The organism is Pusillimonas sp. DMV24BSW_D, from assembly GCF_011388195.1.
Lineage (GTDB): Bacteria > Pseudomonadota > Gammaproteobacteria > Burkholderiales > Burkholderiaceae_B > Neopusillimonas > Neopusillimonas aestuarii.
This window is the reverse complement of sequence record NZ_CP049990.1, coordinates 2,828,088-2,851,826: the sequence shown is the minus strand read 5'-3', so window position 1 is coordinate 2,851,826 and position 23,739 is coordinate 2,828,088. Positions and strand designations below refer to the sequence as shown.

The 23,739-nt window shown below is 52.6% G+C and carries 19 protein-coding genes; 16 read left to right on the top strand and 3 right to left on the bottom strand.

Annotation, left to right across the window (positions count from 1 at the left end):
- The first annotated feature begins 12 nt into the window (after nucleotides 1-12).
- The 3 genes from dnaX to recR all read left to right on the top strand — a co-directional run bounded on the left by dnaX (nucleotide 13) and on the right by recR (nucleotide 2,951).
- A complete protein-coding gene (dnaX, locus tag G9Q38_RS13680; protein ID WP_166132008.1) occupies nucleotides 13-1,944 on the top strand; it encodes a DNA polymerase III subunit gamma/tau in 1,932 nt (643 codons plus the stop codon).
- 72 nt (nucleotides 1,945-2,016) lie between these two features.
- Nucleotides 2,017-2,343 (top strand): YbaB/EbfC family nucleoid-associated protein, encoded by a 327-nt coding sequence (locus G9Q38_RS13675; protein ID WP_114421093.1) that lies wholly within the window; start codon nucleotides 2,017-2,019, stop codon nucleotides 2,341-2,343.
- Nucleotides 2,343-2,951: a recombination mediator RecR gene (recR, locus tag G9Q38_RS13670; RefSeq protein ID WP_166132005.1), complete on the top strand. Its 609-nt coding sequence runs from the start codon at nucleotides 2,343-2,345 to the stop codon at nucleotides 2,949-2,951. The genes G9Q38_RS13675 and recR overlap by 1 nt, the downstream gene beginning before the upstream one ends.
- Before the next feature lie 6 nt (nucleotides 2,952-2,957).
- Here the strand turns inward: recR and tal are convergent, their stop codons facing one another.
- On the bottom strand, nucleotides 2,958-3,917 hold the full coding sequence (gene tal, locus G9Q38_RS13665; RefSeq protein WP_166132003.1) for a transaldolase: 960 nt from the start codon (nucleotides 3,915-3,917) through the stop codon (nucleotides 2,958-2,960).
- A 119-nt stretch (nucleotides 3,918-4,036) separates the two neighbouring features.
- Here tal and carA point away from each other — a divergent pair, with 119 nt between their 5' ends.
- The 5 genes from carA (at nucleotide 4,037) to greA (ending at nucleotide 11,281) form a co-directional block, all read left to right on the top strand.
- On the top strand, nucleotides 4,037-5,191 hold the full coding sequence (gene carA / locus G9Q38_RS13660; RefSeq protein ID WP_370523868.1) for a glutamine-hydrolyzing carbamoyl-phosphate synthase small subunit: 1,155 nt from the start codon (nucleotides 4,037-4,039) through the stop codon (nucleotides 5,189-5,191).
- 9 nt (nucleotides 5,192-5,200) lie between these two features.
- Nucleotides 5,201-8,440 carry a carbamoyl-phosphate synthase large subunit gene (carB, locus tag G9Q38_RS13655; protein WP_166132000.1) on the top strand — a complete coding sequence of 1,080 codons (3,240 nt, stop codon included), beginning with the start codon at nucleotides 5,201-5,203 and terminating at the stop codon, nucleotides 8,438-8,440.
- Nucleotides 8,441-8,461: 21 nt separating this feature from the next.
- Nucleotides 8,462-9,223, top strand: coding sequence for an SDR family oxidoreductase (locus G9Q38_RS13650; RefSeq protein WP_166131998.1), 762 nt, complete (start codon nucleotides 8,462-8,464; stop codon nucleotides 9,221-9,223).
- Nucleotides 9,224-9,306: 83 nt separating this feature from the next.
- The gene (locus G9Q38_RS13645) at nucleotides 9,307-10,632 is read left to right on the top strand and encodes a solute carrier family 23 protein (RefSeq protein ID WP_166131996.1); all 1,326 of its coding nucleotides are present in this window, start codon (nucleotides 9,307-9,309) and stop codon (nucleotides 10,630-10,632) included.
- A gap of 172 nt (nucleotides 10,633-10,804) precedes the next feature.
- Nucleotides 10,805-11,281 carry a transcription elongation factor GreA gene (greA, locus tag G9Q38_RS13640; protein WP_166131967.1) on the top strand — a complete coding sequence of 159 codons (477 nt, stop codon included), beginning with the start codon at nucleotides 10,805-10,807 and terminating at the stop codon, nucleotides 11,279-11,281.
- Between the two features lie 115 nt (nucleotides 11,282-11,396).
- Here the strand turns inward: greA and yhbY are convergent, their stop codons facing one another.
- Complete coding sequence (gene yhbY / locus G9Q38_RS13635; protein WP_166131965.1) at nucleotides 11,397-11,987, bottom strand: ribosome assembly RNA-binding protein YhbY; 591 nt, start codon at nucleotides 11,985-11,987, stop codon at nucleotides 11,397-11,399.
- 17 nt (nucleotides 11,988-12,004) lie between these two features.
- Between yhbY and G9Q38_RS13630 the strand changes: the two genes are divergently transcribed.
- From G9Q38_RS13630 to G9Q38_RS13610, 5 genes are all read left to right on the top strand, one after another.
- Nucleotides 12,005-12,661: an RlmE family RNA methyltransferase gene (locus G9Q38_RS13630; RefSeq protein ID WP_166131963.1), complete on the top strand. Its 657-nt coding sequence runs from the start codon at nucleotides 12,005-12,007 to the stop codon at nucleotides 12,659-12,661.
- An 87-nt stretch (nucleotides 12,662-12,748) separates the two neighbouring features.
- Nucleotides 12,749-14,665, top strand: coding sequence for an ATP-dependent zinc metalloprotease FtsH (ftsH, locus tag G9Q38_RS13625; protein WP_166131961.1), 1,917 nt, complete (start codon nucleotides 12,749-12,751; stop codon nucleotides 14,663-14,665).
- A 21-nt stretch (nucleotides 14,666-14,686) separates the two neighbouring features.
- Complete coding sequence (gene folP, locus G9Q38_RS13620; RefSeq protein ID WP_166131959.1) at nucleotides 14,687-15,526, top strand: dihydropteroate synthase; 840 nt, start codon at nucleotides 14,687-14,689, stop codon at nucleotides 15,524-15,526.
- Entirely contained in the window at nucleotides 15,523-16,872 is a 1,350-nt protein-coding gene (gene glmM, locus G9Q38_RS13615; RefSeq protein WP_166131957.1) for a phosphoglucosamine mutase, read from the top strand. The genes folP and glmM overlap by 4 nt, the downstream gene beginning before the upstream one ends.
- Before the next feature lie 66 nt (nucleotides 16,873-16,938).
- Nucleotides 16,939-17,721, top strand: coding sequence for a GNAT family N-acetyltransferase (locus tag G9Q38_RS13610; protein ID WP_114421081.1), 783 nt, complete (start codon nucleotides 16,939-16,941; stop codon nucleotides 17,719-17,721).
- 49 nt (nucleotides 17,722-17,770) lie between these two features.
- Here the strand turns inward: G9Q38_RS13610 and G9Q38_RS13605 are convergent, their stop codons facing one another.
- Entirely contained in the window at nucleotides 17,771-19,258 is a 1,488-nt protein-coding gene (locus G9Q38_RS13605; RefSeq protein WP_166131955.1) for a Ppx/GppA phosphatase family protein, read from the bottom strand.
- A gap of 163 nt (nucleotides 19,259-19,421) precedes the next feature.
- On the opposite strand from G9Q38_RS13605, the gene ppk1 reads away from it, so the two are divergent.
- From ppk1 to pstC, 3 genes are all read left to right on the top strand, one after another.
- Nucleotides 19,422-21,506: a polyphosphate kinase 1 gene (gene ppk1, locus G9Q38_RS13600; protein WP_166131953.1), complete on the top strand. Its 2,085-nt coding sequence runs from the start codon at nucleotides 19,422-19,424 to the stop codon at nucleotides 21,504-21,506.
- 103 nt (nucleotides 21,507-21,609) lie between these two features.
- Entirely contained in the window at nucleotides 21,610-22,653 is a 1,044-nt protein-coding gene (pstS, locus tag G9Q38_RS13595) for a phosphate ABC transporter substrate-binding protein PstS (protein ID WP_166131951.1), read from the top strand.
- Between the two features lie 146 nt (nucleotides 22,654-22,799).
- On the top strand, nucleotides 22,800-23,738 hold the full coding sequence (gene pstC, locus G9Q38_RS13590) for a phosphate ABC transporter permease subunit PstC (protein WP_166131949.1): 939 nt from the start codon (nucleotides 22,800-22,802) through the stop codon (nucleotides 23,736-23,738).
- Nucleotide 23,739 lies beyond the last annotated feature (1 nt).

Sequence of the window (23,739 nt, the reverse complement as noted above, 5' to 3'; positions counted from 1 at the left end):
AAAGAATACTTCATGACGTATTTGGTACTGGCGCGCAAATGGCGGCCCCGCTCGTTTGACACTCTTGTTGGCCAGGATCATGTGGTCCGGGCGCTGACGCACGCGCTTGACACCCAACGCTTGCATCATGCGTGGTTATTTACGGGAACCCGTGGTGTCGGTAAAACCACACTATCGCGTATTTTGGCCAAATCGCTGAATTGTGAGAAAGGCATCACGTCATCGCCGTGTGGGCAGTGTCAGGCATGCACTGAAATTGATGCCGGGCGTTTTGTGGATTATGTAGAACTTGATGCTGCGTCGAACCGTGGTGTCGAGGAAATGACTCAACTGCTTGAACAAGCGGTGTATGCGCCCGGCGCGGGTCGGTTCAAGGTATACATGATCGACGAAGTCCACATGTTAAGCGGTCATGCGTTCAACGCCATGCTGAAAACGCTTGAAGAGCCGCCTCCTCATGTCAAATTTATTTTGGCAACGACCGACCCCCAAAAAATTCCGGTTACGGTTTTGTCGCGGTGTTTGCAATTCAACCTGAAACAAATGACCGCCGAAGGCATTGTGGGGCATTTGCAGGTAATTCTCGAAGAAGAGGCTATTGAGTTTGAAGTCCCAGCGTTGCGCCTGCTCGCTCAGGCTGCTTCAGGGTCAATGCGCGATGCGCTTTCGTTAACTGACCAGGCTATCGCTTACAGTGCAGGTCGTGTGTCGGCCGAAGATGTCCGCGGCATGTTGGGCACCATCGACCAGCGTTATCTGGTTCGGTTGCTTGATGGCTTGACGGCGGGCGACGGCGCGGCGGTCGTGCAAATTGCCGATGAGCTTGCTACGCGTGGTTTATCCTATAGCGGTGCGCTGGCTGATTTTTCGACCCTGTTGTCGCGCGTGGCAATCGAGCAACGTGTGCCCGGCGTTACGCCGGAAGACGACCCCGCTTGTAACGATATCAAGGCGCTTGCTCTAAAGCTGTCGCCTGATGCTGTACAGCTTTTTTATACAGTGGCGGTTCATAGTCGTTCTGAACTTGCTTTGTCGCCCGACGAGTACGCCGGGTTTGTGATGGCATGCCTGCGCATGCTGGCTTTGCTGCCAGGCGGTGCGCCTGAACCTCCTTCCGGACCAGCAGATACCAAACGCGGCCAGCCTGATTCGAAAGCTATACCGGTGGGCCAAGTTAGTCAAAATACCAGCGCGCGATCCACTACAACGATGCTGGCTCTGGATTCTGAACCCACCGCCGATACGGCAGCGCAAGTCGATGTGCGGGGGGAGGGCCGCGGCCAGGCAGAGGCTCCCAGTCACAGAGAAGATCTCAGTAACTCAGATGATGTGCCTGCCTGGGAAGAGATAGCAATTGAGCCCAAGCCAATTTCCGCGACTGAAATCGATCCTCGATCGCAAGACGCACCAGATATCGACGCCGGCGATAACCCTGAGTCCGATGCGGTTTCGTCGGAAGATGATTTCATGTTGCCGGTGTCTGATTTCGACGAGCCGGCAAACTATCAGGAACCCATAAGCGGGAATCGCCCTGTCTCGCCTGCTTTGAAGAAAATGACGGCCAAAGACTGGCCGGAGCTGGCAGCAGGTCTGGCGGCAACCGGCGTCGCTGCGGAGCTGGCGCGCCAAAGTGAATGGCTGGGTGTGGACAATAATGAAATTATTCTCCGGGTCGCGGTCAGAACGTTAGCTGAAAGCCCCGGTAAAGCACGTCTTTGTACGTTGCTGTCGGAACATTTTGGGCAAGTGGTAACACTGCGCGTTGAGTTTGGCGTAACGGGTTCCGACACCGCTCATGCGGTTCAGCAGGCAGAGCGTCAAAAGCGTCAGCATGAGGCCGAAGCGGCGGCGCAAAGTGACCCGCTTGTGCTTGATTTATTGCGTGAATTTGATGCCAGAATCTTACCTGGGTCAATTGTTCCGCTAAATGACAAAGCAGCGTGATTTTGTAAGGGTTGAGTTTGTCTTTGTCAGTATGATTGTTTTGTCGAATATTTTTCCAGGGAATGAATAGACATGATGAAAAACCAGATGGCGGGCTTGATGCGTCAGGCCCAGCAAATGCAGGACAATATGAAGAAGGCTCAGGAAGAGCTGGCAAATATTGTGGTGGAAGGTGCAGCCGGCGGTGGCCTGGTTAAAGTTTCCATGAGTTGCCGTCATGACGTAAAGCGGATCACCATTGATCCCAGCTTGCTTGAAGACGATAAAGAAATGCTGGAAGACCTGGTCGCAGCGGCGTTCAACGACGCCTTGCGCAAGGCGGAAACTGCATCACAGGAAAAAATGGCCTCGGTGACAGCGGGTATGCCCTTGCCTCCGGGAATGAAGCTGCCGTTCTAATGGATGCTCAGCTGCCCGAACCGGAGCCGCTAAAAACTTTGGTGGATGCGTTGAAGCGCTTGCCTGGGGTGGGCGTTCGTTCGGCTCGCCGGATGGCTTACCATTTGCTTCAGCATGACAAAAGTGGCGCTCTAACGATTGCCGACGCACTTACGCACGCTGTTTCCAATTTGCGCCATTGCCTCCGATGCAACAACTTTACCGAAGCGGAAGTCTGTTCGGTTTGTGCGGGGGCGCGTCGTGATCCGACGTTGTTGTGTGTGGTGGAAACGCCGGCAGACCAGAACATGCTTGAATCGAGCCATGGCTATCGTGGCTTGTATTACGTGCTAATGGGTCGGCTTGCGCCGCTTGAGGGCGTGGGCCCGGTGGAGCTGCAGTTCGAGCGTTTGCTGACACGCGCAACGGATGGGGTGGTGAAAGAAGTCATTTTGGCCACAAATTTCACCCCGGAAGGCGAGACGACGGCCCATTACCTCACTGAGTTGATGCGCGCCCGCGGCTTAACAGTATCGCGCCTGGCGCGCGGAGTACCCGCGGGTAGTGAGCTTGAGTATGTGGACGCCAGCACATTGGCCTGGGCGCTGATTGAGCGGCGCGATGCCTGAGTAAATTTATCCGGCCTTTGCCTGCTCAAGCAGTTGGTCCAACTGAACCGCATCGGCAACAAAAACACGAATCCCTTCAGCCAGCTTTTCAGTGGCCATGGCGCTGTCGTTCAGCAGGTAGCGAAATGAAACTTCGTCGCAAGGTATTGTTTCACTGAGGTTTTTCTTTGCTGATTCAGGGCTCAACTGCCGGGTAATGGGCGCTTCCGACGCCGACAGAGTTTGCAACAGTTCGGGGCTAATGGTTAATAGATCGCAACCGGCCAGCGCAATAATTTGGCCGACATTGCGAAAGCTGGCGCCCATGACTTCAGTTTTAATACTGCGGGCTTTGAAGTAGTTATATATGGCGGTAACCGACTGCACCCCGGGGTCATTTACGCCAGTATTCGCCTGTTCATCCCATTTGTCGGCGGCTGACTTCTTGTACCAGTCGTAGATTCGCCCCACAAACGGAGAAATAAGTTTAACGTTTGCATCGGCGCACGCAACTGCCTGGGGCAGGCTGAACAACAGGGTTAAGTTACAACTGATGCCTTCCGCCTGCAGAACGCGTGCGGCCTGGATGCCTTCCCATGTCGATGCAATTTTTATCAATACACGCTCTCGCTCGATGCCTGCTGCCTCATACAGGCCGATAATGCCGCGAGCACGCTCGATGGTTTTCGTTGTGTCGAATGACAGACGCGCGTCAACTTCGGTTGATACGCGTCCGGGAATGATACGCAAGATTTCCTGTCCGAAGGCAACCAGCAAGTGGTCGGCGAGTTCCGCTAAGTGAGCACCCGCATGATCTTTAACAACCTTGTCGAGCAACGGGCGGTATCGCTCTTTTCGCACTGCTTTAAGAATCAGTGACGGATTGGTTGTGGCATCGGTTGGACGATGTTCACGCATAACATCGAAATCGCCCGTGTCGGCGACAACGGTGGTGTACTGACGTAAAGATTCAAGTTGATTAGGCATAAGACAGCTTTTTGGTGACGGTAAGTGTGTTTTGATTTTAGCGGTATCTGAAAAGGCTTGCTTCTCACGGTATAATCCCAAGGTTTACTTACTGAAAAATTTCAATCGGGGTTCACACTGTGCTGCCATCTCTTCTTCCAGAGGGGACATCCTCTTTGTCTCCAGCAATCTTGGCATTGGCGGACGGAACCATCTTCAAGGGTGTCTCTATCGGCGCCGATGGACATACTGTCGCCGAGATTGTCTTCAATACATCCATGACCGGGTATCAGGAAATTCTGACCGATCCCAGTTACAACGGCCAAATCGTTACACTTACTTATCCCCACATTGGCAATACCGGCGTTAATCCGGAAGACGTTGAGTCTGCTCGTGTTCATTCCGCCGGGCTGGTTATTCGTGACTGTTCTTTGCGCGTTTCAAACTTTCGCTCAACGCAGTCGCTGCCCGAGTATTTGCGCGAGCAGGGCGTGGTGGCGATTTCGGGTGTCGATACCCGTAAACTTACGCGAATTTTGCGTGAGAGCGGTGCGCAGGGCGCCTGCATTATGGTGGGCGATGATGCGCAACAGGCTATTAAGCTCGCCAAGGCTTTTGCCGGCATGGCCGGACAAGATCTGGCGAAAGTTGTGTCTACTCAAAAGCGTTATGAGTGGACTGAAAACGTTTGGGAACTTGGGCAAGGCCATACTCAGAATAACGACGGCAAATATCACGTTGTGGCATACGATTTCGGCGTAAAGTCGAACATCCTGCGTCTCATGAAGCAGCGTGGTTGCCGCATTACTGTGGTGCCGGCTCAAACGCCCGTTGAAGAGGCGCTATCACTCAATCCCGACGGCCTTTTCCTGGCCAACGGCCCGGGGGACCCAGAGCCATGTGACTACGCTGTGGCTACAGCACGCGCGGCTATCCAGAAAAAAATTCCGTTGTTTGGTATTTGCCTGGGCCATCAAATCATGGGGCTGGCCGTGGGGGGTAAAACGCTGAAAATGAAAACGGGGCATCATGGTGCGAATCATCCGGTACAAGACTTGAGCTCCGGGCGCGTGTTCATTACCAGTCAGAATCACGGGTTTGCGGTTGACGCCGATAGCCTTCCTGAAAACACACGGGTAACCCATATTTCGCTGTTCGACGGCACATTGCAAGGTTTCGAGCTAACCGACGCACCTGCGTTTTGTTTTCAGGGTCATCCCGAAGCCAGCCCCGGGCCACACGACATTGTGGTGCTTTTCGACAAATTCATTAGCCTTATGGCTGCACGGAACTAATTCAGCATCATGCCAAAGCGTACAGATATTAAAAGCATTCTTATTATTGGTGCGGGCCCAATTGTTATTGGGCAAGCCTGCGAATTTGACTACTCCGGCGCCCAGGCCTGCAAATCGCTGAAAGCCGAGGGCTATCGCACTATTTTGGTCAATAGTAATCCGGCGACCATCATGACGGATCCGGAAACCGCCGACGTTACTTACGTTGAACCCATTACATGGCAAGCGGTTGAAAAGATTATTGAAGTTGAGAAGCCCGATGCGCTTTTGCCTACGATGGGTGGACAAACGGCGCTTAATTGCGCGCTTGATCTCGAGCGTTTCGGTGTGTTGGAAAAGCATGGCGTTGAGTTGATCGGTGCGAATGCGGCCGCAATCGATAAAGCGGAAGACAGGCTGAAATTTAAAGATGCCATGACCAAAATTGGTCTTGAGTCTGCCAAGTCCGGGCTTGCGCATTCAATGGACGAGGCATGGGATGTCCAGCGTCAAATCTCTGAAGTCTCGGGGGGGGCAGGGTTTCCAGTGGTGATTCGCCCCAGTTTCACGTTGGGCGGCTCAGGTGGCGGTATTGCGTATAACACTGAAGAGTTCGAAACCATTTGCCGTCGTGGTCTGGAAGCCTCCCCTACCAATGAGCTGTTGATCGAAGAGTCGTTGCTGGGCTGGAAAGAGTACGAAATGGAAGTGGTGCGCGACCGCGCCGACAACTGCATTATCGTGTGCTCAATCGAGAACCTGGACCCAATGGGCGTGCATACGGGCGACTCCATTACGGTGGCGCCGGCGCAAACCTTGACCGACAAGGAATACCAGATCATGCGTGATGCATCGATTGCGGTATTGCGTGAAATTGGTGTTGATACCGGTGGATCGAATGTTCAGTTTGCCCTGAACCCGCACAATGGCCGCATGATTGTCATTGAAATGAATCCGCGGGTTTCGCGTTCATCGGCTTTGGCTTCGAAAGCGACCGGCTTTCCTATTGCGAAAGTGGCTGCGCGTCTGGCAGTGGGTTATACGCTCGATGAATTGCGAAATGAAATTACGGGTGGGGCAACGCCTGCTTCATTCGAGCCCACAATTGATTACGTGGTAACAAAAGTACCGCGTTTTGCGTTCGAGAAGTTCCCTCAGGCCGATTCCCGCTTAACCACACAAATGAAGTCGGTTGGCGAAGTCATGGCAATGGGGCGCACGTTCCAAGAGTCATTTCAGAAAGCCTTGCGAGGCCTTGAGGTGGGTGTCGACGGCTTGAATCAGAAAACGACCGACCGTGAAAAAATTCAGGTTGAGTTGGGTGAGCCTGGGCCGGAGCGTATCTGGTATGTGGGCGATGCTTTTGCACAGGGTTTTACGCTCGACGAAGTCCATAACCTCACCAAGATCGATCCATGGTTTCTGGCTCAAATCAAGGAAATTGTGGACATCGAACTGGCGCTTGAGCAGCGCACGCTGGCCGATCTTGATCACGGCACGATGCGCGAATTGAAACGTCGCGGGTTTTCCGACCGTCGCCTGGCTTTTCTGCTTGATACCTCTGAGGGTGAAGTGCGTAAAGTACGCCATCAACTGGGGGTTCGTCCGGTATATAAGCGGGTTGACACCTGCGCTGCGGAATTCGAAACCAAAACCGCTTACATGTATTCCACTTATGAAGAGGAATGCGAGTCGGTGCCTACCGACAAACAGAAAATTATTGTACTGGGCGGTGGTCCGAACCGGATTGGTCAGGGGATTGAATTCGACTATTGTTGCGTTCATGCCGCTCTGGCATTACGTGATGATGGCTATGAAACCATCATGGTCAATTGCAATCCGGAAACGGTCTCCACCGATTACGATACGTCCGACAGACTGTATTTCGAGCCACTCACGCTTGAAGACGTATTGGAAATCGTGCACAAGGAAAAGCCGGTTGGCATGATTGTGCAGTATGGCGGGCAAACCCCGTTAAAACTGGCGCGTGCCCTTGAAGCAAACGGCGTACCCATTATCGGGACCAGCCCGGAATCAATCGACATTGCGGAAGATCGGGAGCGTTTCCAGAAATTGCTTAGCAAACTTGGTTTGCGGCAACCTCCGAATAGAACTGCCCGTACAGAAGGCGAGGCAATGGCCCTGGCAGCCGAAATTGGCTACCCGTTGGTCGTGCGCCCCAGCTATGTTCTGGGTGGCCGCGCCATGGAGATTGTGCACGAGCCTGCCGATTTGGAACGCTATATGCGTGAAGCGGTGAAAGTCAGTAACGATTCTCCCGTTTTGCTTGATCATTTCCTGAATAATGCAACCGAAGTCGATGTCGACTGTATTTCCGACGGCGAGCGGGTGTTTATCGGCGGCGTCATGGAGCATATTGAACAAGCCGGTGTGCACTCGGGTGACTCGGCGTGCAGTTTGCCGCCATATTCCTTGTCGGAACAGGAAATCGAAGAAATCAAGCGCCAAACGGGGCTGATGGCCCGTGCCTTGAATGTGAAAGGGCTAATGAACGTTCAATTTGCCCTTCAAGACAACGAAGTTTATGTTCTTGAAGTGAATCCGCGCGCCTCGCGAACGGTTCCTTACGTTTCCAAGGTCACGGGGCTTCAACTGGCGAAAATATCAGCGCGCGTGATGGCGGGTCGTTCATTGGCCGATCTGGGCGTGACTAAAGAAGTGGTGCCACAGTACTTCTCGGTTAAAGAAGCCGTATTCCCGTTTGTTAAATTCCCTGGGGTCGACACAATCCTCGGGCCTGAAATGAAGTCCACCGGTGAGGTCATGGGCGTAGGCGAAAGCTTCGGCGAAGCGTTTGTGAAGTCGCAAATGGCTGCCGGCGTTACTTTGCCGAAATCCGGCGTGGCGTTCATCAGCGTGAAGGCGCAGGACAAGCCCAAGGCGGTTGAGGTCGCCCGCGGTTTGGCTGATCTCGGGTTCAGCATTCTGGCAACCCGAGGAACTGCGTCAGCGATCGAAGCAGCCGGCATTCCGGTTCAAGTGGTTAACAAGGTTGCAGAAGGGCGTCCGAACATTGTCGACATGGTCAAGAATAATGAAATTTCCTTGGTCATCAACACGGTGGAGGAGCGTCGCAACGCTATTGCAGACTCTCGTCATATTCGTACGGTCGCGCTGGCTTCCAGGGTCACGTTCTTTACAACCATTGCCGGTGCGCGAGCCGCGGTCGAGGGCTTGCAATATCTGCGTCAGGGTGACGGTCTGAAGGTTTACTCGTTGCAACATTTGCATCAAACCTTGGTCGCGTAGCGCCACAGGCGGGCCAGGTTAGTGAAGCGCGTGTTCATTACCGGGGCGAGCAGCGGCATTGGCGCCGCGCTCGCCCGTTTTTATGCCGCTCAAGGATGTGAGTTGGGTTTGGTTGCCCGTCGAGCTGATGCGCTTCAAAAGGTGATTGACTCGGTAGAGGGCGAACACCATCAAACCTATGCGCTTGATGTAAACAATCGCGTTGCCTTGCATGAGGCCGCGCATGCTTTTCAGGCAACCGGGCCGGTTGATGTCGTAATCGCATCGGCGGGTATCAGTGTTGGAACGCTGACCGAGGCCGAGGAGGATTTCGATATCTTTCAGCGCATTATGCAGACCAATGTGATGGCCACCGTGGCGACATTCGAGCCATTCATTGCCGGCATGAAAGCCAGATCAGACGGCCGATTGGTTGCGGTGGGCAGTGTTGCCGGCGTTCGGGGCTTGCCGGGTGCAGGTGCTTACAGTGCATCAAAGGCCGCCGTGCGCAATTATTGTGAAAGTTTGCGAGTAGAGCTTGCCAATACCGGGATAAAGGTCGTCACGTTGGCTCCCGGGTTTATTGACACGCCCATGACGGCACGCAATCCCTACCATATGCCGTTTTTAATGCCGGTTGATGCGTTTGCCGAGCGTGCGGCCAAAGCGATTGAACGGGGCGACGGTTATCGCGTTATACCCTGGCAAATGGCGTGGGTGGGGCGATTGCTTGGTTTGGTACCGAATTTCCTTTATGACCGGGCGGCGCAAAAGCGAAAGCGCAAGCCGCGGGCATCAGAATAGTTGCGGTTGTGCGTACACACCCTTAAACTCACGCCCAGCTGTAAAAAATTTCAATATCAACAACACTTTAAAAAGGCATTTCAATGTCAGATTCTTATTTCCCAGCTTGGCGTAAAGTCAGCCCGGATGCCCAGGGAGGGGTGGTTCAGCCCAATGAGTACATGTCGTGGCCTCAAAACGTTGCGATGGGCGCACAGCACGTGGTGGCTATGTTTGGCTCCACGATTCTTGCGCCGCTTTTAATGGGTTTTGATCCCAATGTCGCGATTCTCATGTCGGGTATCGGTACCCTCATTTTCTTTTTCTTTGTAGGCGGACGTGTTCCCAGTTATTTAGGATCGAGCTTTGCATTTATTGGCGGCGTCATTGCGGTTACCGGCTATGCCGGCGCCGGGCCCAATGCCAATATCGGCGTGGCGCTGGGGGCTATTATTGCCTGTGGGGTCGTGTATACGGTTATTGGCCTGATCGTTTGGTGGATTAACGCGCGTTCCGGTGACGGCGCCAATTGGATCGACAATTGGATGCCGCCGGTTGTTACTGGCTCCATTGTGGCCGTCATTGGCTTGAACCTGGCACCTATTGCCGTAAAAGGGGCGATGGGCGGTACCACTTTCGAAGCACTTATGGCGTTGTTAACCGTTTTATGCGTGGGCGGCGTAGCGGTCTATACGCGAGGGGTTACGCAACGGCTGCTTATTCTGGTTGGCTTGCTTTTGGCTTGTTTTCTGTATTGGGTTTTGGCTAACGGCATGGGTTTCGGTACCCCAATGGATTTCAGCGGTGTAGCAAGCGCGGCGTGGTTCGGTCTGCCCACTTTCTCCAGCCCGGTTTTCGAAGTTGGCGCCATGAGCGTCATTGCCCCGGTTGCCATTATTCTTGTTGCTGAAAATTTGGGGCATATCAAGGCTGTCAGCGCCATGACAGGCCAAAATCTTGATAAGTATCTGGGCCGGGCATTCGTTGGGGACGGCGTTGCCACTATGGTGTCGGGCGCCGTTGGGGGAACAGGCGTTACAACCTATGCCGAGAATATTGGTGTCATGACCGTGACCCGTATTTACGCGTCGTTGGTTTTTGTTATTGCGGCTTTAATCGCTATTTTTCTTGGCTTTTCACCCAAGTTTGGTGCGTTGATTCAATTAATTCCAGGGCCGGTCCTGGGCGGCATGTCAATTGTGGTTTTTGGGCTCATTGCCATTGCAGGTGCCCGTATCTGGGTGGTTAATCAGGTTGATTTCACCAATAATCGCAATTTGATTGTGGCATCGGTTACGTTGGTCCTGGGCGCGGGTAATTTTGGGCTTCAGTTGGGTGCGTTCCGCCTGGACGGCATCGGTACGGCTACATTTGGCGCGATTATTTTGTATGCGCTCTTACGAATTGGCAGTCGTGGAAAATCGCTATAACCATTAGTTTTAATTCGTTTAACCTAATGACTTGCTTTTTATCTGAACTTTGCCGACAATAACCCCAGATCCCCGGTTCTTCGATCCGGGGATTTGCTTTGTCTCCACAACTTTGTTGTGATCAATCCGGCGCTCCTCTCGGGGCGTCTTTTTACTTTATTCAGGAAGCATTATGTCTGCGATTCCGTTGACAGTAAGCGGTGTTGAGCGCTTACAACAAGAATTACATCGATTGAAAACCGTGGAACGGCCCGAGGTCATTAATGCCATTGCCGAAGCGCGTGCTCAAGGCGATCTGTCGGAGAACGCCGAGTACGATGCTGCGCGTGAAAGGCAGGCGTTTGTGGAAGGTCGTATCAAAGAGTTGGAAGGAACCTTGTCGAATGCGCAAGTTATTGACCCCTCGACACTTGATACCGAGGGCAAGGCGGTATTTGGCGCAACTGTGGAAATCGAGGACCTGGAATCAGGGCAACGAGTCCGTTACCAGATTGTGGGTGATATTGAGGCGGATATCCGCGAAAATCGCATCTCTATTTCCAGTCCGGTCGCCCGTGCAATAATTGGTCGTTCGGAAGGCGATGTTGTTGAGGTTCAGGCGCCCTCGGGTGTGCGTGAGTACGAAGTCTTGTCGATCAGCTATGTCTGATTAGTCAGCCCGGCGTTACTCATGCGTCAGGCAAGCGCTTGATGGCGCAATTTTGTTGCAGGCCCGCACCCATAGCGTGACGGGCTTTTGTTTTTAGCAGGCCGCAACACAAAGCTTAACGGCTTCTGGTGCCCAGGCGCCGCCGGGCGCCGGCCTTCAAAGACAGCGCGCTGCCGGATCGTCTGGGAATGCCATGTGAGCCGGCAACTTTACGCATACCGGGTTTTTGCAGGCCGTCCATTGACGCGGCTCTTCGCGCTTGCGGAGCGGCTTCTTCAAGACGCTCTGTTTTACGGGCTGCACGCTTTGCGATTTCACCTTTGCGGGTGCGTGTGATGCCCGATGCTGCCAGTTTTTTAGGCGTGTGAGGCTCCGATGCCCTGCGCACGGCGCGGGTCTGTAAATCGGCAGCTTGAGCGGCCAATTCCGACTCATTGGGGCGATACAGAATTAATGTTTTGCCCAAATGGTGAACGGGTGCACACGATAAGGTTTCGCATAAAGTGTCAAGCATTTCCTGACGGGAGTCGCGATCTTCACCGGCGGCTTTCACTTTAATAAGTTGGTGCGCGGTAAGATTACGATCGATTTCCTTGATGACGGCCTCGGTGAGGCCCTTGTCGCCAAGTAAAACGACGGGGCGCAAAGGGTGGGCGCGGGCGCGAAGTGCGCTGCGTTCTTGCGAAGTAAGTTCTAATTTCGGCATAAAGAGATTGTAAGGGAATGGCGAAGAAAAAATTCTCGAAAAACTGGGTTCACCAGCATATTAACGACCCTTTTGTGAAAATGGCGCAACAAAAGGGTTATCGCGCACGCGCGGCATACAAATTAACCGAAATACTGGACACCGAAAAACTGTTGCGTAAGGGTGACATTGTGGTTGACCTGGGTGCAACACCGGGCAGTTGGTCGCAGGTTGTACGCGAGCGATTGCTTGGAGCCGGTGGGCGAGTCGATGGGCGTATTATCGCACTAGATCTATTACCCATGGAGCCGATTGCCGGGGTGGAGTTTATTCAGGGAGACTTTCGTGAGGAAAGTGTGCTGCGTCAGCTTGAGGAAATGTTGGGTGGTTCGAGGGTTGACCTTGTGATTTCCGATATGGCCCCCAACTTATCGGGTGTAGGGGCTGCAGATTCCGCACGTATCCAGCATCTTTGTGAGTTGGCGCTTGAGTTTTCGATGAGTCATCTGAAGCCCGATGGTGCGCTGATTGTGAAGGCGTTTCACGGCAGTGGGTTTTCTCAGATCGTCCAGATGTTCAAACAACACTTTGTACGTGTGGTAGAGCGCAAACCCAAGGCGTCGCGCGATAAGTCTTCAGAAACTTTTCTTGTAGGGCAACGTCTTAAGTCTACGGGTGTCAGGGTTTCCCCATAAAACCGTCGGACAGGTTAGAATGGCTTATCAGCGGTTGGTCAGATTTCTGTCAGTTTTGTCTGGCCCGGTATTTTCAGGAGGTTGGCGTTGAACAACTCGTTTTCCAAAGTCGCAATCTGGATGGTGATTGCGCTGGTGCTGTTTACGGTTTTTAAGCAGTTCGATGGTCGTGTGACCACGTCTGAAACCGTCACATATACCCAGTTCATGGATGACGCCCGGGCTGGGCGTATTTCCAAGGTGGATATCCAGGGGGACACGCTACACGTGACGCCTGAATCCGGTCGTCCTTACACATTAACTTCCCCGGGTGATCTCTGGATGGTGCCGGAACTGGTCAAGTCGGGTGTGCAGGTTTCCGGCAAAGCCCGGGAAGAGCCCTCCTTCCTTACCAGTGTGTTTATCTCCTGGTTCCCCATGTTGCTGTTAATCGCAGTATGGATTTTCTTCATGCGCCAAATGCAGGGTGGCGGCAAGGGTGGTGCGTTCAGTTTCGGTAAATCACGTGCCCGAATGATGGACGAAAACACCAACAATATTACGTTTGCTGATGTGGCGGGCTGCGATGAGGCCAAGGAAGACGTTAAGGAACTGGTTGATTTCCTGCGCGACCCCACCAAGTTCCAGCGTCTGGGCGGGCGTATTCCACGCGGCGTTCTGCTTGTCGGGTCACCGGGTACTGGTAAAACTTTGCTGGCCAAGGCTATTGCCGGTGAAGCGAAAGTACCGTTTTTCAGCATTTCCGGTTCGGATTTCGTTGAAATGTTCGTCGGCGTGGGCGCGGCGCGCGTTCGCGACATGTTCGAAAACGCAAAGAAGCAGGCTCCTTGCATTATTTTTATCGATGAAATCGATGCCGTGGGTCGTCAGCGCGGTGCAGGTTTGGGCGGTGGTAACGACGAGCGCGAACAAACCTTGAACCAATTGCTGGTTGAAATGGATGGCTTTGAGACCGGGCAGGGCGTTTTGGTTATTGCTGCTACTAATCGTCCCGATGTGCTCGACCCGGCGTTATTGCGTCCCGGCCGTTTCGACCGCCAGGTTGTAGTGGGTCTGCCGGATATTCGTGGCCGTGAACAAATTCTGAAAGTGCACATGCGTAAAGTGCCGCTTTCAACTAACGTCGACGCCCATGTGCTGGCGCGCGGCACACCTGGTTTTTCCGGTGCGGATTTGGCTAACCTGGTGAATGAGGCTGCATTATTTGCGGCACGGCGCAGTGGTCGTACCGTTGACATGCAAGACTTCGAAAAAGCCAAAGACAAGATTATTATGGGCGCTGAACGCCGTGGGCTTGTCATGCCCGAGGAAGAACGGCGTAATACGGCTTACCACGAGTCCGGCCACGCGCTGGTGGCGCGTTCGTTGCCGAAAACAGATCCGGTCCATAAAGTTACTATCATTCCACATGGCCGTGCATTGGGCGTTACCATGCAGTTGCCTGAAGGTGATCGCTATAGTATGGACAAGGAGCGTTTGCTGAACACCATTGCGGTGTTGTTCGGGGGACGTATTGCTGAAGAAGTGTTCATGAATCAAATGACGACGGGTGCGTCGAACGACTTCGAACGGGCAACGGCCATCGCACGCGATATCGTAACACGTTACGGCATGACTGAATCTCTTGGGCCCATGGTGTATGCCGAAAACGAAGGCGAGGTCTTTTTGGGGCGCAGTGTAACGAAAACAACCCATGTGTCTGAGTCCACCATGCAAAAGGTTGATCAGGAAATTCGTAATATCATCGATCAGCAGTACACGATAGCGCGTGACATTATCGAGGGTAACCGCGACAAAATGGAAGCCATGACCAAAGCACTGCTGGAGTGGGAAACGATCGACTCTGATCAAATCGACGATATTATGTCTGGTCGTCCACCTCGGCCTCCCAAAGGTTTGGATGAGTCCTCCGACGACTCGTCTTCGGGCAGTACGCCTTCCGAGGGGGTATCGGCCTCCGATAATAAAGAAGGTGGCTCCGATACGGCAACCAATCCTGCTTAGACCTTATTTTTTGTCTTACGAATGAATTCAACATTGTTGTGCGGGCGCTTTGAACTGACGTTCAAGCGCCCGCTTGTTATGGGTATCCTGAACATCACGCCGGATTCTTTTTCGGATGGTTCATTACATTTCCAAACAGACCGGGCCATTGCCCATGCGCGTCGCCTGATCGATGAAGGAGCCGATATTATTGATATCGGAGCCGAATCAACCCGCCCCGGGGCGCAACCGGTCGATGTGGAACAAGAGCTTCAACGTCTATTGCCTGTTATTGAAGCGCTAAGGCCGCATGATGTGCCGATTTCCGTCGACACGTTCAAGCCGTTTGTTATGCGGCGCGCTTTGCAGGCTGGGGCAGACATGATCAACGATATTTATGGGTTCCGGCAGCCAGGTGCGATCGAGGCCGTCACCGATTCGAATTGTGGTTTGTGTGTGATGCACATGCAGGGCGAGCCGCGAACAATGCAGAGCGCGCCCCGTTACGATGACGTTGTGGCGGATGTCCGTGCTTTCCTGGTAGAACGGGTAGAAGCATTGCTGACCGCAGGCGTGAGCGCCTCCAGAGTGGTGATTGACCCTGGATTTGGGTTTGGTAAAACAGCCGCACAAAATTATACGTTGTTACGCAGGGTTGCCGAATTGCAGTTTGGCGATTATCCATTGGTGGTGGCATTATCCCGCAAATCGATGATTGGGCATGTTACCGGCCGTGAGGCGCGCGATCGTCTGGGGGGCAGTGTGGCCGGTGCCTTGGCGGGTATTGCCAGAGGTGCGAAAATAGTGCGGGTACACGATGTTGCGCTTACGCTGGATGCCATTAAGGTGTGGCAGGCGGTAGAAAATGGAATAGAAGAATGAGTCAACGAAAATACTTTGGTACGGACGGCGTTCGTGGTGTTGTGGGTGGGGCAACGATTAATCCCTATTTCGCGTTGAAGCTGGGTTTTGCCGCCGGACAGGTGTTGGCGCGTCATCATACGCATGGTCGCGGACGGCCAACCGTTATTATCGGTAAAGATACCCGCATCTCGGGGTATATGCTTGAATCTGCACTTGAAGCTGGGTTATCGGCTGCCGGGGTTGATGTCCTGTTGGCTGGGCCGGTTCCAACCCCCGCAGTTGCTTATCTGACACGTGCTTTGCGCCTGACGGCCGGTATCGTTATTAGCGCGTCGCATAATCCTTATCATGACAACGGCATCAAGTTTTTTTCTGCTTATGGCATGAAGTTGCCCGATGCGATTGAGTCTGAGATCGAGGCGGCCATTGACGGTGAATTGGGGTGTGTTAGTTCGGAATCATTGGGTCGAGCCCGACGAGTCGAAGACGCTGCAGGGCGCTATATTGAATTTTGCAAAAGCACGTTTCCCAATCATCTCGATTTGTCGGATTTGCGTTTGGTTGTCGATGCAGCTCATGGGGCGGCCTATCATATCGCGCCGCACGTGTTTCGTGAACTCGGTGCCGAAGTAGTGGAAATCGGTTGTCAACCCGATGGATTCAATATTAATGAAGGTGTGGGCGCATTACATCCTGAAAATCTGGCTCGCACTGTGCGTGAAGAAGGGGCCGACCTGGGCATTGCACTAGACGGAGATGCCGATCGTTTACAAATGGTTGATGCCGACGGGCGCGTCTACAACGGCGATGAGTTGCTTTATGTTTTGGTGAAAGGGCGCCTGGCGAACGGCCCGGTTGCGGGCGTTGTGGGTACGCTCATGACGAATCTGGGTTTTGAAAAGCAGATGCAGGCATTGGGCGTCGGTTTCGCGCGCGCCAACGTCGGCGATCGTTATGTGCTTGAACTGATGCAGCAAAAGGGTTGGCTTTACGGGGGGGAAAGTTCCGGTCACTTGCTCAGCCTCGACTGTCACACCACGGGAGATGGCATTATTGCCGCTCTGCAGGTATTAACGGCGATACGTAAAACGGGCCTGGATTTGCCCGAATTGGTGGCCGGCTTGTATATGTACCCGCAAAAAATGGTGAATGTAGGGCTTGAGCCGGGTATTGACTGGGAAAAACATGCCGGCTTGCTTGCGGCGCGTGCGCGGGTCGAGGAGAAGTTGGGTGAGCGGGGGCGGGTTTTGATCAGGGCTTCCGGAACCGAGCCAAAATTGCGTTTAATGGTTGAGGCTGAGGAGGCTGACTTGGCCGAGCAATGTGTGCGAGAATTGGTTGCAGTGAATTTAACAAAGCAGTAACGTAAATATCAAAGTCCTGAAATATTAGGCGTACATAATCCGTGGTGTGTTTGTGGAGTGATATCTATGCTAGAGCTTGTGCGTGTGAACGCAACTGTCGATACCGCTGCCGTGTGGCCTAAATCACCCGTAGAGGGCTTGGTTATGGGTCTGGCCCGCACCAATGAAGAGCTGGAGGCAATTCAGCGGCTTAGGTACAAGGTATTTACCGAAGAAATGAACGCGGTGTTTCCCGACGCGGTCGACGGTCTCGATGCAGATCGTTATGATCCTTGGTGCGAACACGTCATGGTGAAAGAAATCAATACAGGCCGTGTGGTTGGTACGTATCGGTTTCTTCCGCCCACCAATGTTGCCAAGGCGGGTGGTTACTACTCTGAATCAGAGTTTGATATTTCAACGCTCGCGTCTTTACGTTCCGATATGGCAGAGGTGGGGCGCTCTTGCATCCACGCCGACTATCGGAACGGATCGGTCATCATGTTGTTGTGGTCGGGTATTGCCACTCTGATGAAACAACAGGGGTTACGCTATATGTTGGGTTGTGCCAGCGTGAGTTTACGCGACGATGGCGTTACCGCAGCGGAAGTGTGGCGTACAGCCTGCAAAATGTTAAATGAACGCCCAGAGGTGCCCAGGGTTGTGCCACGCCATTGTTATCCGGTTGAGCGATTGAACAGTTCTCTGCCGGCGCGTATTCCACCGCTCATCAAAGGTTACCTGAAGCTGGGTGCCACGATTTGCGGCGAGCCGGCCTGGGACCCCGATTTCAACACGGCTGACTTTCCTGTTTTGCTCGATATGAACCGGCTTGATGAACGCTATCGCAAACATTTTGGGCTCGATTAGTATGTTGCGTGCTGCAGCTTTGAGCTGCAGGGTTTAAGTTTGCCGGAGCTTACTGAGCCGCTAAAATAATTTTAAATCCGGCTTTTTCCCATTCATTCACTTCATTCTGTAAAGAATATTCGGTGAGTGGATGCGCCTTAAGCCAGGCGGAATTTATCGTAATGGTCAATGCACGGCCTTTAACCATCAGGCTTAACGGTATCCGGCCTAGATTCTCTCGGGGCCGCATTAATAATGCAGACAACCTCATGCAAAGCAGGGCAACCCATTGACCCCAGGTAGGGCGATAGGTTTTCAGTTTTCTAAGTTTCCCTGAGTGCCCTAACGTAAACCAGGAAATAATAGCCTGCTCATCTGTGGAAAAACCCGGCATGTCTGCATGTTTGAGGATATACGCACCGTGTTTGTGGTAGTCCTCTGCGGTAATGGACATTCCCAGTTCGTGCAGGTCTGCCGCCCAGCCCAGCCATTTCTGTAAATCTTCTTTTTCTTCTTTATTAACCGGAATCGTATTAAATAAATGGAGCGCACAGGCTCTGACTCGCGTGGCCTGACCTTGGTCGATATGATAGCGACGCATAAACTGGCGAACGGTTTCGTCTCGTTTGTCGTGTTTTGATTCGCGTCCCAGAAGATCGTAAAGTACTCCCACCCGCAAGGCACCTTCGCCCTGCATCATGGTTTCAATTCCCAGTTCGTAAAATGCCGCCAGCATAATGGCCAGCCCGCCGGGCAGAACAGCTGCTCGGGATTCTTTCAAGCCAGGCAGTTCTTCTACAATAACCTGGCGATCTTCCACCAGTTTTCGGCGCAGTTTTTCCAGGCCGTCGAGTGTAATGCCTTGCCTTGACATGTGTGAATCGGTTAGTACGGCAAACAAACCTTTCGCAGTGCCTGAAGAGCCATAGGCCTCTTGCCAGCCCATTTTCCGAAATCGTTTGGCCACGCCTTCGAATTCGCGCCGTGCGGCCAGCACGGCTTTGTCCATCCGTTCGCCCGACACGACGCTGTCAGGAAAATATTTTTGCGTGTAACTTACGCAGCCCATGAGCAATGAAGACAATTGCATGGGTTCAAAGCTTTTCCCGATAATGACTTCGGTTGAACCCCCGCCAATGTCGATAACAAGGCGTTTATTGTCGGAAGGAGGCAGCTCGTTTGCAACGCCTGAGAAAATAAGCCGCGCTTCCTCTTGCCCTGAAATCACTTCAATGGGAAAACCCAAAGCTTCTTCGGCGCGCGGCAATATTTCATCGACATTACGGGCAACCCGGAAGGTGCTGGTGGCGACGGCGCGCACACGATCAGGGTCAAACCCTGTCAGTCGTTCCCCGTAGCGTCGAAGAATGGTAAGGGCGCGTTCTATGGATGCATTGTCAAGGCGATTGTCGGGCCCCAAACCGGCGGCCAGACGCACCGACTCTTTTAGTCGATCAACGGCGTAAATATGTGCGATATTGTCTTGTTGCACCACGCGGCCTATAGAGAGCCGGAAGCTGTTTGAACCGAGATCGACGGCCGCAAGTAAGTGATCCATAAACCCGAGTTTTGTTTGTTTAAGCGTAAATTATAAATAGTGTTGCGATAGTTGCGTTCTAAATTACCGGTGAATCGCTTGAATGTCTACGAGGCGGTTGTCATAATCGTGTCAAATAGATGTCGTATAAGTGACATCATCGTCTTTTTTATCCGGAAACCGTATGCCGTCGATCGTTCCTGCGTCACCGATGCAGCCTGCGCTGCTTAATCGTGAATTGTCCTTACTTAAGTTCAATGAGCGGGTGTTGGCGATGGCTGAGTATGATTCGACCCCGTTGCTGGAACGCCTGCGTTATGTTTGTATTGTCAGTTCAAATCTCGATGAGTTCTTTGAAATCCGGATTTCAAGCCTTAAAGAGCAGCTGGCCCGCAACGCGCATATGGTTGGGCCCGACGGCTACACGCCGGGCGAGGCATTTGATCGCGTTCAGCTCGCCACGAGGCAGTTGGTTGAAAAGCAATATAGTCTCTTAACCAATCAAATTCTTCCCAAGCTGGCTAAAGAAGGGATAGGCCTGACCGATCCGTTGCGCTGGACCGAAGAGCAGCGGCTGTGGGCTCATGAGATTTTTATGCGCGACGTGATGCCGCTGCTCACGCCAATCGGGCTCGACCCGGCACACCCTTTCCCGCGTGTATTCAACAAAAGTTTGAATTTTATTGTCGCGTTGTCGGGCGAAGACGCGTTTGGTCGACCAGGCCATATTGCTATTGTGCAGGCGCCGCGCGCGTTGCCCCGCGTGATTAGAATGCCACCGGAAGTGGCGGGTATACCACATGGTTTCATTTTGCTTTCAACTCTGATCAGTGAGTTCGTGGGAGAGTTATTCCCCGGGCTTGAGGTGAGCGGTTGTTACCAGTGGCGTGTAACGCGTAACAGCGATCTTTTCGTCGATGAGGAAGAAATTACCAACTTGCGCCTTGCGCTTCAAGGGGAGTTGTCGCAGCGCAATTTTGGGGCTGCGGTTCGTCTTGAGGTTGATCATGTCATACCGCAAAAGCTGGTGGCTTTCCTGCAGCAAGAGTTTTTGCTTGAGCCTCACGATACCTATAAAGTGAATGGGCCGGTTAATCTTTCCCGTCTCATGCAGGTATGTAACCTGGTCGATCGCCCTGAGTTGTTTTTTCCTGATTATCGTCCAAGGGTACCTTCGCCTTTTGCCGATATTTCCCACCACCCTTCGGCAATTTTCGAGATTATCGGGAAAAAAGACTACTTGCTGCACCACCCTTATCAGTCTTTTCAGCCCGTTCTGGATTTTTTGGTGGCGGCGGCGCGCGATCCGGATGTTGTGGCTATCAAACAAACTATTTACCGAACGGGGGAGGACTCCGAGTTGATGGCGGTTCTTCTGGCCGCCGCCAAGGCGGGGAAGGAAGTGACGGTTGTTGTTGAGCTCATGGCGCGCTTTGACGAGCAGACCAATATTAACTGGGCATCCCGTTTGGAAGAGGTTGGGGCGCACGTGAGTTATGGGGTGGTAGGCCACAAAACGCACGCCAAAATGGCGCTTGTACTACGCCGGGAAAAAGGGCACATAAGGCGCTACGGACACTTGGGTACCGGTAATTACCATATGCGCACGACGCGGTTGTATACCGACTTCGGGTTACTGACTGCAAACCCGCGGATGTGCGAAGACATGGATAAAGTATTTTCATTGTTAACCGGGTTGGGGTCGCGTCGTCCGTTGCAGTTGCTTTTACAGTCGCCCTTTACGTTGCATGACACTGTCATTGCGTTGATTCAACGCGAAGCAGAGCACGCCAAAGCGGGTCGGAAAGCCAGTATTAAGGCGAAAATGAACTCCTTGCTGGAGCGTCAGGTGATTGATGCGCTTTACCAGGCAAGCCAGGCCGGCGTGAAGGTGGATTTGGTTGTTCGGGGGGCATGCGCATTGCGTGCCGGCGTGCCGGGGTTGTCGGAAAATATCCGTTTACGGTCTATTGTGGGGCGTTTTCTTGAACATTCACGGGTGTTTTATTTTTACGATAACGGAACCGAGCATGTTTATTTATCTTCCGCTGATTGGATGGACCGTAATTTTTTCCGCCGGGTTGAGGTTGGGTTTCCGGTGCTTGATAAGGTTTTGAAAAAACGCGTTATTAGCGAATCGTTCAGTTGGGCCATGCGTGATAACCAACTGGCATGGCGAGCGCTTCCGAATGGCGCATATCAAAAGGTCAAGGGGCGGGGGCGTGCGGTCAATATGCAGGAAAAACTCATGGAATTGCTCGATAAGTAAAAAACTGCCTGTCTGTCACGAACATGTCATATTGGCTGTTTAGCATGTTGTTTATGCAGGGTGTGCCTGTGTAAATTGTTAAACAGTTCAAGAGGACTACTCGATGTTTAAACGTGTTCTAAAACAAGTTTCTTTTGGTATCGCCATTGGCGCTGCCTCTTTGGCCGCTCAGGCAGCCGATATCACAGGCGCCGGCGCTTCTTTTCCCTATCCAATCTATGCCAAGTGGGCAGCCAAGTATCAGGAAGTGACGGGCAATCGTGTGAACTACCAGTCGATTGGTTCCGGTGGTGGTCAGCAACAGATTATTGCCAAAACAGTTGACTTCGGCGCTTCCGACGACCCGATGAAGGCAGAGCTGCTCAAAGAGCACAACCTTTTTCAGTTCCCCGCTATTATTGGTGGTACGGTTCCAGTGATCAACGTGGAAGGTATTGAGCCAGGTCAATTAAAGCTCACCCCCCAAGTTTTGGCGAATATTTTCCTGGGCAAAATCACAAAGTGGGATGACGAGGCGATCAAAGCGATTAACCCCGATGTAAAACTGCCTTCTGCGTCGATTATCGTGGTTCACCGCTCCGACGGCTCCGGCACCACGTTCGGCTGGACAAACTACCTGTCGAAAGTTTCCCCAGAGTGGAAAGAGACGGTTGGTGAAGGTAAAGCCGTTAAATGGCCTACCGGCCAGGGTGGTAAAGGTAACGAAGGCGTTGCCGCTTATGTTCGCCAGTTGAAAAACTCAATTGGATACGTCGAATATGCCTATGCGAAACAAAACGGTTTGTCTTGGACTGCTTTGCAGAACCGTGACGGCAAATATGTACAGCCTTCGCAAGAAGCGTTTGCTGCCGCCGCAGCCAATGCCGATTGGAAAAGTGCGCCCGGCATGGGGGTTGTTTTAACTAACGAACCGGGTGCGGATTCCTGGCCTGTTACTTCCGCCTCTTTCATTCTGATGCACAAGGTACAGGCTAATCCTGAAACCGCAGCGGAAGTTTTGAAGTTCTTCAACTGGGCATTTGCTGAAGGTGCGGGAATGGCTAAAGAGCTTGATTATGTCCCTCTGCCCAAGCAAGTAACCGATCAAATTGCCCAAGCATGGAAAACCGAGATCAAAGCTGAAGATGGCTCGGCGATTTGGAAGTAAATGGCACTAACTGGTTAGCGGTTGTTGCTGTCAAGCTGCAAACAGCCTGACCGGTGAAGACGATGCGGCCCAAAGCCGCATCGTCTTGTTATGTAAAATTCGGCGTACACTGCAAAAATTCTGGCTCGCAACCCGGCATACTCAATATGAAAACGCTTTCATCCGGCTTAATGGACCTGTTGTTTAAGAACCTGACGCGAACGTTTGCGTTTTTAGTGTTCATTTTGCTTGCGGCCATTATGGTGTCGCTTATTTATGGAAGCCGACAGTCTATTTCCGAATACGGTTTCAGCTTCCTCTGGACGAATGACTGGAACCCTGTTGAGGATAGCTACGGCGCGCTGGTTCCCATTGTCGGTACATTGTTAACCTCGGTGATCGCGCTCATTATTGCGGTACCGATTTCGTTCGGCATCGCCATGTTCTTAACGGAACTGGCGCCTAATTGGCTAAAACGACCTTTAGGTACGGCAATTGAAATGCTGGCTGCGATCCCTTCCATTATTTACGGAATGTGGGGCCTGTTTGTTTTCGTGCCGATATTCCAGTCGTATGTGCAACCCGCGCTCATCGCCTTTTTCGAGCCTATTCCGGTTCTGGGGCAGTTGTTTGCCGGGCCGCCGTTTGGTATTGGCGTGTTCACCGCCGGTTTGATTCTCTCGATCATGATTATTCCTTTCATCTCGGCGGTAATGCGAGATGTATTTGAATTGGTTCCCCCTTTGTTGAAAGAGTCTGCATATGGATTGGGTGGCACTACGTGGGAAGTGGTGTGGAAAGTTATTTTGCCCTATACCAAACATGGGGTTGTGGGTGGAATTATGCTGGGGTTGGGGCGCGCTTTGGGTGAAACCATGGCGGTGACATTTGTAATTGGTAATTCTTTCAATTTGCCGGAATCATTGTTTGCTCCGTCGAACTCAATTGCATCGGCATTGGCCAACGAATTTAATGAGGCAGGGGGGATGCAAAAGTCTGCTCTGCTTGAATTAGGGTTGATTTTGTTCCTGATCACAACCGTCGTGCTGGCGTTTTCCAAATTGTTGTTGTCGCGTCTTGGCAGAAATGACGGTGTGGCGCACTAAC

What these genes read in the sequence shown, in the direction of transcription:
- dnaX (WP_166132008.1), top strand. Translation starts at nt 13, where the DNA reads ATGACGTATTTGGTACTGGCGCGCAAATGGCGGCCCCGCTCGTTTGAC.
- G9Q38_RS13675 (WP_114421093.1), top strand. Translation starts at nt 2,017, where the DNA reads ATGATGAAAAACCAGATGGCGGGCTTGATGCGTCAGGCCCAGCAAATG.
- recR (WP_166132005.1), top strand. Translation starts at nt 2,343, where the DNA reads ATGGATGCTCAGCTGCCCGAACCGGAGCCGCTAAAAACTTTGGTGGAT.
- tal (WP_166132003.1), bottom strand. Translation starts at nt 3,917, where the DNA reads ATGCCTAATCAACTTGAATCTTTACGTCAGTACACCACCGTTGTCGCC.
- carB (WP_166132000.1), top strand. Translation starts at nt 5,201, where the DNA reads ATGCCAAAGCGTACAGATATTAAAAGCATTCTTATTATTGGTGCGGGC.
- G9Q38_RS13645 (WP_166131996.1), top strand. Translation starts at nt 9,307, where the DNA reads ATGTCAGATTCTTATTTCCCAGCTTGGCGTAAAGTCAGCCCGGATGCC.
- greA (WP_166131967.1), top strand. Translation starts at nt 10,805, where the DNA reads ATGTCTGCGATTCCGTTGACAGTAAGCGGTGTTGAGCGCTTACAACAA.
- yhbY (WP_166131965.1), bottom strand. Translation starts at nt 11,987, where the DNA reads ATGCCGAAATTAGAACTTACTTCGCAAGAACGCAGCGCACTTCGCGCC.
- G9Q38_RS13630 (WP_166131963.1), top strand. Translation starts at nt 12,005, where the DNA reads ATGGCGAAGAAAAAATTCTCGAAAAACTGGGTTCACCAGCATATTAAC.
- folP (WP_166131959.1), top strand. Translation starts at nt 14,687, where the DNA reads ATGAATTCAACATTGTTGTGCGGGCGCTTTGAACTGACGTTCAAGCGC.
- glmM (WP_166131957.1), top strand. Translation starts at nt 15,523, where the DNA reads ATGAGTCAACGAAAATACTTTGGTACGGACGGCGTTCGTGGTGTTGTG.
- G9Q38_RS13610 (WP_114421081.1), top strand. Translation starts at nt 16,939, where the DNA reads ATGCTAGAGCTTGTGCGTGTGAACGCAACTGTCGATACCGCTGCCGTG.
- G9Q38_RS13605 (WP_166131955.1), bottom strand. Translation starts at nt 19,258, where the DNA reads ATGGATCACTTACTTGCGGCCGTCGATCTCGGTTCAAACAGCTTCCGG.
- ppk1 (WP_166131953.1), top strand. Translation starts at nt 19,422, where the DNA reads ATGCCGTCGATCGTTCCTGCGTCACCGATGCAGCCTGCGCTGCTTAAT.
- pstS (WP_166131951.1), top strand. Translation starts at nt 21,610, where the DNA reads ATGTTTAAACGTGTTCTAAAACAAGTTTCTTTTGGTATCGCCATTGGC.
- pstC (WP_166131949.1), top strand. Translation starts at nt 22,800, where the DNA reads ATGAAAACGCTTTCATCCGGCTTAATGGACCTGTTGTTTAAGAACCTG.